The organism is Paenibacillus sp. LS1 (genome assembly GCF_026013365.1).
Taxonomy (GTDB): domain Bacteria; phylum Bacillota; class Bacilli; order Paenibacillales; family Paenibacillaceae; genus Paenibacillus.
Genome location: NZ_JAPDOE010000001.1, coordinates 1272298 through 1284826, shown reverse-complemented (window position 1 = coordinate 1284826; position 12529 = coordinate 1272298). Strand labels below are relative to the sequence as shown.

15 protein-coding genes are annotated in these 12529 nt (G+C 47.4%); 12 read left to right on the top strand and 3 right to left on the bottom strand.

The window, feature by feature from the left end; all coding sequences use genetic code 11:
• Positions 1-50: 50 nt before the first annotated feature.
• On the top strand, positions 51-1052 hold the full coding sequence (locus OM416_RS05570) for a patatin-like phospholipase family protein (RefSeq protein ID WP_264927758.1): 1002 nt from the start codon (positions 51-53) through the stop codon (positions 1050-1052).
• Positions 1053-1113: 61 nt separating this feature from the next.
• On the opposite strand, the gene OM416_RS05565 is transcribed toward OM416_RS05570, so the two are convergent.
• On the bottom strand, positions 1114-1446 hold the full coding sequence (locus tag OM416_RS05565) for a hypothetical protein (RefSeq protein WP_264927756.1): 333 nt from the start codon (positions 1444-1446) through the stop codon (positions 1114-1116).
• Between the two features lie 5 nt (positions 1447-1451).
• Positions 1452-2444 (bottom strand): DUF1385 domain-containing protein, encoded by a 993-nt coding sequence (locus tag OM416_RS05560; RefSeq protein ID WP_062835280.1) that lies wholly within the window; start codon positions 2442-2444, stop codon positions 1452-1454.
• A 213-nt stretch (positions 2445-2657) separates the two neighbouring features.
• On the opposite strand from OM416_RS05560, the gene OM416_RS05555 reads away from it, so the two are divergent.
• From OM416_RS05555 to OM416_RS05535, 5 genes are all read left to right on the top strand, one after another.
• Positions 2658-3236 (top strand): YqhR family membrane protein, encoded by a 579-nt coding sequence (locus tag OM416_RS05555; protein ID WP_169481995.1) that lies wholly within the window; start codon positions 2658-2660, stop codon positions 3234-3236.
• A gap of 76 nt (positions 3237-3312) precedes the next feature.
• The gene (gene aroQ / locus OM416_RS05550; RefSeq protein ID WP_264927754.1) at positions 3313-3756 is read left to right on the top strand and encodes a type II 3-dehydroquinate dehydratase; all 444 of its coding nucleotides are present in this window, start codon (positions 3313-3315) and stop codon (positions 3754-3756) included.
• Between the two features lie 39 nt (positions 3757-3795).
• Positions 3796-4869: a M24 family metallopeptidase gene (locus OM416_RS05545; protein ID WP_264927753.1), complete on the top strand. Its 1074-nt coding sequence runs from the start codon at positions 3796-3798 to the stop codon at positions 4867-4869.
• Between the two features lie 312 nt (positions 4870-5181).
• Positions 5182-5739 carry an elongation factor P gene (efp, locus tag OM416_RS05540; protein ID WP_017687580.1) on the top strand — a complete coding sequence of 186 codons (558 nt, stop codon included), beginning with the start codon at positions 5182-5184 and terminating at the stop codon, positions 5737-5739.
• Between the two features lie 190 nt (positions 5740-5929).
• Positions 5930-7183 carry an aspartate kinase gene (locus tag OM416_RS05535; protein WP_264927751.1) on the top strand — a complete coding sequence of 418 codons (1254 nt, stop codon included), beginning with the start codon at positions 5930-5932 and terminating at the stop codon, positions 7181-7183.
• An 85-nt stretch (positions 7184-7268) separates the two neighbouring features.
• Here OM416_RS05535 and OM416_RS05530 read toward each other — a convergent pair whose 3' ends face one another.
• Entirely contained in the window at positions 7269-8018 is a 750-nt protein-coding gene (locus tag OM416_RS05530; RefSeq protein WP_264927749.1) for a 2-phosphosulfolactate phosphatase, read from the bottom strand.
• A 262-nt stretch (positions 8019-8280) separates the two neighbouring features.
• On the opposite strand from OM416_RS05530, the gene spoIIIAA reads away from it, so the two are divergent.
• The 6 genes from spoIIIAA (at position 8281) to spoIIIAF (ending at position 12528) form a co-directional block, all read left to right on the top strand.
• Positions 8281-9288, top strand: a complete 1008-nt coding sequence (gene spoIIIAA, locus OM416_RS05525) for a stage III sporulation protein AA (RefSeq protein ID WP_264927747.1) — start codon at positions 8281-8283, stop codon at positions 9286-9288.
• On the top strand, positions 9281-9799 hold the full coding sequence (spoIIIAB, locus tag OM416_RS05520; protein ID WP_264927745.1) for a stage III sporulation protein SpoIIIAB: 519 nt from the start codon (positions 9281-9283) through the stop codon (positions 9797-9799). Before spoIIIAA ends, spoIIIAB begins: the two co-directional genes overlap by 8 nt.
• A gap of 29 nt (positions 9800-9828) precedes the next feature.
• On the top strand, positions 9829-10032 hold the full coding sequence (spoIIIAC, locus tag OM416_RS05515; RefSeq protein ID WP_017687585.1) for a stage III sporulation protein AC: 204 nt from the start codon (positions 9829-9831) through the stop codon (positions 10030-10032).
• A gap of 32 nt (positions 10033-10064) precedes the next feature.
• Positions 10065-10454 (top strand): stage III sporulation protein AD, encoded by a 390-nt coding sequence (gene spoIIIAD, locus OM416_RS05510; RefSeq protein WP_017687586.1) that lies wholly within the window; start codon positions 10065-10067, stop codon positions 10452-10454.
• Between the two features lie 68 nt (positions 10455-10522).
• Positions 10523-11665: a stage III sporulation protein AE gene (spoIIIAE, locus tag OM416_RS05505; RefSeq protein WP_413775765.1), complete on the top strand. Its 1143-nt coding sequence runs from the start codon at positions 10523-10525 to the stop codon at positions 11663-11665.
• A gap of 32 nt (positions 11666-11697) precedes the next feature.
• The gene (gene spoIIIAF, locus OM416_RS05500) at positions 11698-12528 is read left to right on the top strand and encodes a stage III sporulation protein AF (protein ID WP_264927733.1); all 831 of its coding nucleotides are present in this window, start codon (positions 11698-11700) and stop codon (positions 12526-12528) included.
• The last annotated feature ends 1 nt before the right edge of the window (position 12529 follow it).

Here is a 12529-nt window from a genome sequence, read left to right as displayed (position 1 = left end):
TCATAGAGTGGCAGTAGAAACGTGGCTGCCTGGAGAACGGGGGTTTTGTTGTGTTAATTAACGCGGTGTTTGAAGGTGGAGGCGTCAAAGGAATCTCGCTTGCGGGTGCTGTGCAGGGTGCCCAAGATTGTGGCATTCAGTTCAATCGGGTGGCTGGCACATCATCCGGCTCCATTGTAGCTGCTCTGCTAGCGGCGGGTTACCGGGCTGAAGAGATGAAAGTCATTATTGAGAATACGCCGTTTGCTTCATTGCTGCGTCGTTCTCCCATATTTAATATCCGATGGATTGGACCCGCAGCAAGGCTGTTCTTGAAGAAAGGCTTGTATTCGGGGGAAGCGCTGGAATCATGGATTCGTAAGATGCTCGAGCAGAAAGGGATTCGCACATTTGCTGACTTGCCGCAAGGCAAACTGCTTATTACTGCATCAGATATATCCAATGGAACCATTCTGGTGCTACCGGATGATATTCGGCGCTTCGGGATAGATCCTGCCAAGCTGGATGTTGCGAAAGCGGTGCGTATGAGTTGCAGTATCCCGTATTTTTTCGATCCGGTGGTGATACGCAAATCGCCGATATTCTCCAAAGGTCTACCTTTTCAAGATCAGTTCGTCTATGTTGTGGATGGTGGGTTGCTTAGCAATTTCCCGCTGTGGCTCTTTGATGGGGATCGTTCGGAACGAGGGGGAGACGTTATTCCGGTTGTCGGATTCAAAATGGTTGGTAAGACGGAAGTGGAGCCTGCTCGGATTAAAGGACCGCTAAGCATGCTTCAGGCCCTTGTGGAGACGATGCTGACCGCTCATGATGAGCGCTATATCGAACAGATTAACCGGTTTCGTACAGTGAAGATACCAACACTTGGCATTAAACCAACGCAGTTTCATTTATCGGTACAAGACAGTACGGCTTTATATCGTTCCGGTGCTACCGCGGGAACTGAATTTTTCAATGGGTGGAATACGAAAATGTATGATGATCAGCTGGATAAACAAAGAAAGGAACTGCGCAAGAAACAGGCGGAAGCCCCGCCTCTGATCCCTGTATAAACGTGAAAAAAGCAATTCTCTGCTTATTGAGAGAATTGCTTTTTGGTATGTTCAATAACTTTTAGTGAAATTTCGGTACATCTTCATCGCTTTTACCTTTTTGTCCTTGAATCACTTGGAAAGGATAATCCTTGCGTTTCTTTGAAGAGCCGCTGCTCTTTCTGGCACTGGACTGTGCATTGACTTTCGCCATGGTACGTGCCGACGGCTTAATCTTCGGTGATTTGGCTTTGCGTGCCCAGCGACGAGGCGGATACTTATACAGCAGGAATACAGCTCCGAACACGACCAGTGGAATAATGATCCTGGATGGGCTAGCGCTCCCCAACCAAGTCAAGACTCCAACAGCAGCTAGTGCGATGAACGTCCAAAATAAGATTGCCTGCTTGTTCATATCATTCACCCTTTCACAGGATCGAGTGTTGCAACAGGTACTTCTGATGTAGCAGAGACATTGGCGAGCTTGGCATCCAACTCACGCATACGGTTAAACGAAGCAATGGATACTTCAACCTGTTCGTTAGTCGGTTCTTTTGTTGTCAGCAATTGCAGCCACAATCCCGGGTATCCGAGATAACGCAGTACAGGAATATCACGTACTGAATTCGTGAGCTTCAACAGTTCAAAAGAAATGCCCAGTACAACAGGCAACAACAACAAACGCTGACCCATCCGTTCCCAGAGGTTATCGTAAGTGAAGAGCGAATAGAGAAACACCCCAATAATGACGGTCAACATAATAAAGCTGCTTCCGCAACGGTAGTGCAGTCGGCTGTACTTTTGCACATTCTCGGGTGTCAATTCTTCGCCAGCCTCATGTGCGCTGATTACCTTGTGTTCCGCTCCATGATACTGGAAGAGACGTTTGATCATCGGCGTCTGTGAGATTAACCACAGATAGGCGAGTAACAGGATCAGCTTAATGCCGCCTTCCAGTAAATTATGCAAAAACTGATTGTCGAATGCATTTTTAAATAGAAAATTCTCGATAACAACAGGAAGCAATGTCAGCACAACTTTACCAAAAAGGAATGAAAGGATAGCTACGGCAGTTACACCGATGATCATGCTAAGGCTCCAGCCCGAACCTTCTTTCTCTTTTTGCTTGGCTTTCTCTTCCGGTTCCAGTTCATCATCAGCATAGGCGTCAGCAGAATAATTGAGATGTCTGCTACCTTTGACACTTGAATCTATAATGCTGACAATTCCGCGTAATAAAGGAATCCGCCGCAATTTTGTGACCCAGGACTTGTCTTGCTTGGGAACTTCCAGATACGTAATTTCGCCGTCTTTTCTACGAACAGCTGTAACGTTGACATGTTTCCCACCGAACATTACGCCTTCAATGACAGCTTGCCCCCCATAGCTGACAGGCTTGGATTGTTGAGGCAAATTATTCACCTTCCTATTCTGTTCTAAGCCTTCGCGATCAAAGGCAGTTTAATAACCCTATTGTATCGAATTTTAAGACCAATTTCTAGTTTGTGAGTCAAACCTTGAAGGATGTTGTTAAGATTGTCCTGTTTTGAACATACTACCTCGTAGAATCGGAGCGGAAATTCGAGGCATAATGCGGGATTATCAACTGAATGAAGGAGAATATCGATGACAGAACGCAAGCATGAAGATACATCACAAGATGAAGGTCAACGTCCGAAAGAACGGCAGCAAAAAGACAAAGGCAGGCGCCCTACCCAGAGGCAAGGTCAAGCACACTACTACACCAAGCCATTTTCCTTTGCGTTAGAGCTTGGCTTCTTTGCCGGTTTTATCTGGGGTGGGCTACATTGGCTATTCTATCTGCTACATTTTACGATTGTGCCGGTGGGATTTCTGGCGGAGCCTTTTTTCAAACATGAATATATATATACCGCAGCAGGACATTTGACAGGCTGGCTGTTTTTTATCGTCTTTTCCATCTTGGCATCCTTGCTCTACACGTTCACGATTAGAAAACTGAAAGGTCCGTTACCCGGCATGGTGTATGGAATCGTCTGGTGGCTGATTCTCTTTATACTGGTAGGACCAAAACTGGGGATGATGAAGCCTTTGAACGGTTTAACGTGGGATTCGATCATCACGGAACTCTGTTTCTTTTTGCTATGGGGGCTGTTCATTGGTTACACGGTAGCCATGGAGTACACAGACGAACGCAAACGCGAGCCAGAGCAAGCGGGGGCATAGCGCAAAAAAGCTTCTCAATCCGGCAATGCCTGTGTTAAAATAGCAGATGGTTATTTGCAGAGAGGGTGGAGCAGCGATGAAACGAATTATTGTGATCAATGGTCCGAACCTGAACATGCTTGGTGTACGTGAACCGGGCATCTATGGAACGCTTAGTCTGAAGGATATTGAGGACAAAATTCGCAGACAGGCTGATGAACTTGGCGTCTCCATCGCTTTTTATCAATCGAACCATGAAGGGGACATCATTGACCGCATTCATGCAGCGATGGGTGAGTCAGACGGAATTATACTGAATGCCGGAGCATTTACCCATTATAGCTATGCTATACGTGATGCAATCAATGCTGTTAAAGTCCCTACAGTGGAAGTACATCTATCCAACATTCATGCACGCGAAGCGTTCAGACATCATTCAGTGATTGCAGCGGAAACAATCGGGCAGATTGCCGGATTTGGCGAAGTAAGCTATGAACTGGGATTGCTGGCTCTTGTGCGTCATCTGGACAAACAAACCTGAGCCGGGAACCCGGGAATGTGAGAGAAAGAAGGGTTACCGATGGAAAACAAACGAGTAAATAAGTTGCGTGAAGCCATGCGTGAGCGTGAACTTGCAGCAATGCTGATTACAAACCCGATTAACCGTCGTTATATGACGGGCTTTACAGGCTCGGCAGGATATGTGCTGATTACGGGACAGGATGCATTCTTGCTGACTGATTTCCGTTACATGTCACAAGCGCCTCAGCAAGCCAAAGGATTCACCGTTGTGGAGCATGGAGCTAAACCGATGGATACGGTGCGCGAATTGCTGGCATCCGCGAATATCAAAGAAGTTGGCTTCGAGCAGGATAGTGTAACATTCGGCACACATGCCGCTTATGCTGAAGCACTTCAGTCTATTGAACTGAAAGCTGTATCCGGAATCGTGGAACAACTTCGCATATTCAAGGATGAAGACGAGATTGCAGTCATGCAGAGAGCAGCAGATCTGGCGGATGCCACGTTCAGCCATGTTTTGCAGTTTGCAAAACCAGGTATGACGGAGCGTGAAGTGGATCTGGAGATGGAGTTTTTCATGCGCAAACATGGAGCAACGTCCTCTTCGTTCGACACGATTGTAGCATCTGGTGAACGTTCTGCTATGCCTCACGGTGTAGCGAGCAGCAAGGTCATCGGGCAAAATGAGTTAATTACATTTGACTTCGGTGCACTTTTGGACGGATACTGTTCAGATCTGACACGTACCATTGCAACAGGCACACCTGTACCTGAACTGCGCAAAATTTATGACATTGTACTGGAAGCTCAGTTACATACGCTGGAGAACCTGAAACCGGGTATGACCGGACGGGAAGCAGATGCACTGGCTCGTGATATCATTGCAGGTCACGGATATGGAGATCAATTCGGACACAGTACAGGCCACGGTCTGGGCATGGAAGTTCACGAAGCTCCTCGCTTGTCCAAGCTTAGCGACGATGTATTGAAACCGGGGATGGTTGTTACCGTTGAACCGGGTATATATATTGACGGACTTGGCGGCGTACGTATCGAGGATGACGTAGTGATTACCGAGACGGGTATTCATATTCTCACGAAGTCGGACAAGAAGTTCACCGTAATCGGCTAAATTACAGCCACAGGGATATAAGACGATTTTTAATATAAAGGTACGGGTTATTGCTGATTGTTATGGACCATTGCAAAAGTAGTGAAGGGAGCGGAATCGATTCTGAAGAAGCGAAGCGCTCGCCTTTGTCTCCTCATTTTAAACCTTATTAAAATCAAGTCGGGAAAATGAGGAGACAACAGCGATCGGAGGAACGATCCGAACCCGTAACGGTCACGTTGCACATGGTCATCAATTCAGAATGAACCCATCTTTACATTAACCCATCGTCTTATATCACCTACTTTTCAACCATATCAGGAGGGATTTTTTGTGATTTCAGTAAACGATTTTAAAACAGGCTTGACCGTGCAAGTAGATAACGATATCTATACCGTGCTTGATTTCCAACACGTTAAACCAGGTAAAGGCGCTGCCTTCGTACGTTCCAAATTGAAAAACCTGCGTAACGGTAACACCGTTGAAAAAACATTCCGTGCAGGCGAAACGATTGGTCGTGCGATCATCGAAAACCGTGGCGTATCCTACCTGTATGCAAGCGGTACAGAGCACACGTTCATGGATAACGAAACATATGATCAGTTCACATTGACTAGTGATCAACTGGAATGGGAATTGAACTTCCTGAAAGAAAACATGGTCGTTAAGATCGTTAGCTACCAAGGTGAAATCCTCGGAATCGACTTGCCAACAAGCGTTGAGTTGAAAGTTATCGAGACTGAGCCAAGCGTTAAAGGTAACACTGCACAAGGCGCTACCAAAAATGCAAAAGTGGAAACAGGTTTGAACGTACAAGTTCCTTTGTTCATTAACGAAGGTGACGTTCTCCTGATCGATACACGTGAAGGTAAATACTCTTCCCGAGCGTAAATTTCACAGCATGTAAGCTAAAAAAGGTTATTTACAACCCTTTGCCATTCCTTTGGCAAAGGGTTTTTTCGAAAAAAGATTAGCCTATCAGTCGCTTTCGTAATATACTGGGTTAAAGTCATTTCTCGTAGAGAATAATGACGATGGACATTAATTATGCATACTGCACAAGGTAGGGAGTGGATTTGCGTTGTCATTGTACGTCATGAAATTTGGGGGCAGCTCGGTCGGAGATACAGAACGCATGAAGCGTGTAGCCGGACGTGTTGTAGAAAAAGCTGATGAAGGACATCGGTGTGTAGTCGTGGTTTCGGCCATGGGGGATACAACAGATGATTTGATTGATCAGGCAAAACAACTGAATAGTGATCTGCCTGCTCGTGAGATGGATATGCTCTTAACGACAGGAGAACAGATTTCGATCTCCTTGTTATCGATGGCTATTCAAGCGCTTGGACGTAAGGCAGTATCGTTTACGGGCTGGCAAGCGGGATTCCGCACAGAGCCGGTTCACGGAAAAGCACGTATTCATGATATTCATCCCGACCGTGTGAATGCAGCGCTTGCTGAAGGCAACATTGTTATTGTTGCAGGCTTCCAGGGCATGACGGAAGACGGCGAGATCACAACACTGGGTCGTGGTGGTTCGGATACAACAGCTGTAGCACTGGCCGCAGCCATTAAGGCTGATGCGTGCGAGATCTATACAGATGTAGATGGAATCTATTCTACAGACCCGCGGATCGTTAAGGTTGCGCGCAAGCTGAAGGAAATATCGTATGATGAAATGCTGGAACTCGCTAATTTGGGAGCAGCGGTGCTGCATCCGCGTGCAGTAGAGTACGCGAAGCATTCCGGTGTACCTTTAATTGTAAGATCCAGCTTTAACCATAATGAAGGAACGGTTGTGAAGGAGGAAGCAGCAATGGAACAAGGCGTAGTGGTTAGTGGTATTGCCTATGACAAAAACGTGGCTCGCATCAGTATTTTGGGTGTGCCGGATGTACCAGGAGTTCTGGCTGAAGTATTTGGTGCACTTGCATCCAGTCAGCTGGATGTGGACATTATCGTTCAGAGCGGAGTGATGGATGGCAAAGCGGACTTCTCGTTCTCTGTTGCTCTGTCTGATCGTGAGAACGCATTGCGTGTCATTGAAGGCCTTCACAGCCGCTTGCCTTACCGTGAAGTCACATCTGAAGAGAACCTCGTTAAAATCTCCATTGTTGGCGCAGGCATGGTTAGTCACCCAGGTGTAGCTGCCAAGATGTTCAAAGTCATTTCCGCTGAGGGCGTGAGCATCAAAATGGTGAGTACTTCCGAGATCAAAGTATCTTGTGTCATTGACGGAGATAAGTTGCATGAGGTTATTAAGGCATTGCATACAGCATATGATCTTGACACTGCTGAGCAAGCCGTTATTGGCGGACCTCAAGATCGCAGATAAGTTGTTTCTTCACATGTAAACATAGCAAAGGTGTACTGTTGCCAACGGGCAGCAGTGCACCTTTTTGTTTTTCTCATAGCAATTCTCATAGCAACTTGAATATCTTCTCCCCGCGTATCCCCCGATAAGGCGCCATACGGTTCCCTTCTCCCATCTCGGGAACACAATCCAGCAGATTTAATTGAGAGCAATACGAAATATCATGAACCCTGCCTAACTTTTCAAGCCTTCGCCCACCAGACGATATTCTCATCATATCCGGGATGCTGTCCCAACATTGAGATACCGCCTGATGAAGTACAATACCGAGATCGTTCAATTGAATGGGAGAATAGGATTGTCGGTGCAGCTCTTCGATAATGCATCCGGCACACAAGCCATCCTCCAGTGCAAATTCATCCTGTGTCCCTGCACATAACAGCAATACATCTCTTTGCAGTTCGCATAGAACTGCTGCGACAGCCTGCACATTGAGAAATGATCCAGCGATTACATGTTTTGCCTTGGAAGCTTTGATCAAAGCCCGGGTTCCATCGGTTGTAGTCAATATGATCGTTTTATCTGCAATGTCTTCAGTCATATATTCATAGGGGGAATTACCCACCTCGAATCCGGTGATTTTTTTGTCAAAACGCTCCCCACCCCGAATGCAATCTTTCATTTCCATTTGCTTGGCTTGTGGAACCGTCTCTACGGCAATCACAGCCGCAGCGTCATATGCCAGGGCTGTAACAATTGTACTGGTCGTACATAATACATCAATGACAACCGCACTACGCCCTGCAACATCAATGGTGCGTAACTCATTCACATTGCCTACGACATCAACTCGCACTCCCCACAACTCCTTTCTGTATCTGGGGATCGGTAGTTCTATTTGAAGCGGAATGGAACTTACCTATCTGCAATTACCATATGCATGCACATCTAGACGGGTGCCTAGAGCAGGAGGTTGATCTATGGTTTCTACTCTCAACCGTATTCTGAAGAAATGATAGATTTCAGCGTCATAAATTAAATGTACAGGCATAAACTTGAGATATGAACAAGCGCCAGAAGCGTGAACCATATGATCTCAAGGTTGGAGGAGCCTACTCATGAAGGTGAACTGGAAGGAACTTTTTCCGGAACCGATCCGCACCATTCTCGGAAGAATGCCACCCGCTCTGTTGGAACAAGTGGAGGAAGTACGTATTCGTGAAGGCAGACCCCTGGAGATAAATGCAGGCAACACATACCACTTCCTGACACCTCAAGGTAGCCCGACAGGGAACCCTGAAGAAGCATATGTTCCTCAGAAAGAAGTGACGCATAGGTTGCTGGATCTGATCAGTAACCATTCACTTTATACATTGGAAGAGGAACTGCGTAAAGGGTTCATCACCATACCCGGGGGACATCGAATTGGACTTGCTGGCCGAACCGTACTAAGCGGTGGACGTGTAGAATACCTGCGCGACATCAACGGATTTAACGTTCGGGTAGCGCGTGAGGTACATGGAGTGGCTGATCGTATCCTTCCTTATCTTCTCGATATGAAGAGCGGACAGGTCTTCCATACATTGATCCTTTCACCGCCTCAACAGGGAAAAACGACGTTGCTGCGAGATCTGGCGAGACAGATTAGCAGTGGTACGACGAAGCTTACGGGGGGCAGTGAACTGCTTCAGGGAATACGTCCGCGTCTGAAAGTGGGCATTGTGGATGAAAGGTCCGAAATCGCCGGTAGCTACAAAGGAGTACCTGGATTCGACGTAGGCCCACGAACAGATGTGATGGACGGTTGTCCGAAGGCTGAGGGCATGATGATGATGCTTCGCTCCATGTCACCCGATGTCCTGATTGTGGACGAGATCGGTCGTCCGGAAGATGCTGAGGCGGTGATGGAAGCCCTGCATGCAGGAGTCTCTGTGATTGCGACTGCTCATGGCCGTGACCTGTCGGAGCTGTCGGCCAGGCCCGCGCTCAGAACCTTAATCGCGGAGCAGATGTTTCAACGTTATGTCCAGCTGCAACGGACGAGCCGAGGCATGACCTTTCGGCTGGCTGATGGCAAAATGCGTGTGTTGCAGCAGACCGGGGCAGGAGGTGAAGCCTTTGGTTAACATGTTTGGTGCAGTAATTATTCTGCTAGCTAGCACCCTCGCCGGTTTTTACAAGGCCAGACAATATGCATTAAGACCGAGACAGTTGCGAGAACTCATTGCAGCCCTCCAGCGACTAATGACGGAGATTAATTATGGGCTGACTCCCCTTCCCGATGCCATGGGCAAGATGGGAGCACAGACCAAAGAACCTGTAAAGACGCTATTCCTTCATGCAGCCACACAGATGGAACTTCCTCATGGACTCACTGCCCGGGAAAGTCTGCAGTCAGGTGTGGATCTGGCGTGGGGGAGATCGGCCATGAAGGCTGACGAGCGGGAAGTCATGCTGCAATTAAGCTTCAGCCTTGGCACAAGTGACCGTCAGGATCAGACCAAACATATATCGTTAGCCATTCAACAACTAATGCATGAGGAATCCCGTGCCCAGGCCGATCAAATGAAATATGAACGAATGAGCCGAAGCCTCGGGATGCTTGTCGGAGCGTTAATCGTCATTCTGATCTTCTGAAATAGCCGGGATAGTGAGGTGCCAAGGTCATGAATCTAGAAGTGAACGCAATCTTTCAAATTGCGGGTATCGGAATCATCATTGCCATGATTCACACGGTACTGAAACAAATGGGAAAGGAAGATATGGCTCACTGGGTGACCGTAATCGGATTTGTCGTTGTATTGTTCATGGTGGTTCGAATGCTGGACAGCCTGCTACAAGAGATCAAATCGATATTTCTTTTTCAATGAAAAACGGTCATGAAGCCGGATGGTGGTGACCTGTGGAAATTATCCAAGTTGTAGGTTTGGCGCTCATCGCAACAGTGCTCATTCTAGTCATTAAGGAACAGAAGCCGATGTTTGCCTTTCTGATTGCTGCCGCGACTGGCATCGTCATCTTCATGTTGTTGATTGGCAAGATCGGTGCAGTCATCGAAGTGTTGAAGCGGCTTGCCGAGAATTCAGGCATGGAAAGTATTTATCTGAAAACGGTGCTGAAAATTATTGGCATAGCGTACATCGCTGAATTTGGCGCACAGATTGTCAGGGATGCAGGCCAGGAAAGCATTGCGTCCAAAATCGAACTGGCTGGTAAGGTACTGATCCTTGTACTTGCTATACCGATCATCAGCATTATTATCGAAACCGTCATGAAGCTGATGCCGGTGTAGAAAGGGCGTGCGGACTTCATATGAGATCAATACATCTTAAGCCGCAGTGGCGCCTTACGGTTGTGCTGATGCTCTGTTTTCTGTTCGGTATCCTGGGACAGGTTACTGCAAGCTCACCTTCCGGCGAGTGGATGGAGCAGCAGGCCGATAAGCTTCCCAAGGATCAGGTGGAGAAATATTGGGATCAACTGATGCAACAATACGGTGGTTTCTTCCCGGATGGGAAGACCCCTTCCTTCATGGATATGTTAATCCCCGGCAATGAAGGATTCAGCCTGAAATCGGTGTTTGTAGCCATAGGAACCTTCATGCTGCATGAAATTTTATATAATGGCAAGCTTCTGGTCACGATTGTGATGTTAAGCGTACTCAGCATGATCCTGGAGACCCTTCAGACCGCATTTGAGAAAAATAATATTAGCAAAATCGCCTACTCCATCTGTTACATGGTCATCATCATCATTGCGATTAACAGCTTCAGTGTGGCGATTGGATACGCCAAGGATGCCATAACTGGCATGATCAACTTCATGATGGCGATGGTTCCCTTGTTATTCACACTGCTCGCGTCCATGGGTAACGTCATCACCGTCTCGGTGACACATCCACTCATCATTTTCATGATCCATCTGGTGAGTACGTTGATTCACTTGCTGGTATTCCCGTTACTCTTCTTCTCAGCTGTTCTGCATCTCGTCAGTTCATTGTCTGACAAGTACAAGCTGACACAGCTGGCAGACCTCCTGCGCAATATTAGTGTGGCACTGCTGGGTATCCTGCTGACGATGTTTTTGGGTGTAATCTCGGTTCAGGGAGCATCGGGATCGGTAGCGGATGGAGTTAGCCTGAAGGCCGCCAAATACATCGCAGGCAACTTTGTCCCTGTCGTGGGCAGAACATTTGCGGATGCGACGGATACGGTAATTACAGCTTCTTTACTTGTCAAAAATGCAATTGGACTCACCGGAGTGATCATCATTTTGTTTCTATGTGCCTTTCCGGCACTCAAGATCCTGGCTCTTGCCTTGATATACAACGTAACTGGTGCCATTATGCAACCGCTCGGAGACACCCCGATCGTAGGATGTCTGCAAGCCATTGGCAAGAGCATGATATACGTATTTGCTGCGCTGGCAGCCGTCGGGCTGATGTTTTTCTTGGCGATCACCATCCTGCTGACTGCGGGGAATCTGACTGTCATGATGCGTTGAATGTATGTTGGGAAGAAAGGGGTTGGAAAAGGATGGGGTGGCTGAGCAACTGGCTCCAGGAATTGATCATGATCGTTCTGCTGGCCACTTTCGTGGATATGTTGTTGCCCAATCGATCCATGGAACGTTATGTGAAGCTTGTGCTGAGCCTTCTCATTCTGCTGACTCTTTTATCTCCCATAACCAAGCTGCTCAAAAGTGATCCGGTTGGCGAGCTGAAACGCGCAATGACGGCAATGGATACTCCCTCGCATGGCAATGCAACGCTCGAACAGATTTTGGCTCAGGGTAAGCAACTACAAGCGGGCGAACAGGAACAATCGCTGCAATGGACAGCGAAAGAACTGGCTAATGTCATGAAAGGTCAGATTGAAGAAACAACAGCAGCGAAGGTTCGGTCTGTAGAGGTACAACTGGCAATGAATAAATATGAGACGGAAATGGAAGCCGCTTCGTCAGTCGAACTGCCAGTGATCCAGCGTGTGGTGGTCGAGATGGCAGGAGAGGATGCAGGAGGAGAAGTGAAATCAAGCCAGCAAGAAGTTGCTGCAAATACACAGCCCATATTCGGAACAGACACAGAATCAGGGAAGGATGAATCGCAGCCAACACAGCAGCCCATCCAGATTGGACAGATTGAAGTGCCCGATGTACAGATTGATGTGAGTAAAGGGCAGCTTGATGGAAATGAAGCGTCTTCCGAGCCTGTTATACGTGATCAGACGGATGAGAGTAAGCAGCAAGGTGAGACATCCACAAGGTCCGAACATGCGGTGCAAATTATTACATTGTTGACTGAAAAGTGGGATGTTGATGCGAACAAAGTTCAAGTAAAAGAACCGAAACGTGCTGAAGTGCTCTGAG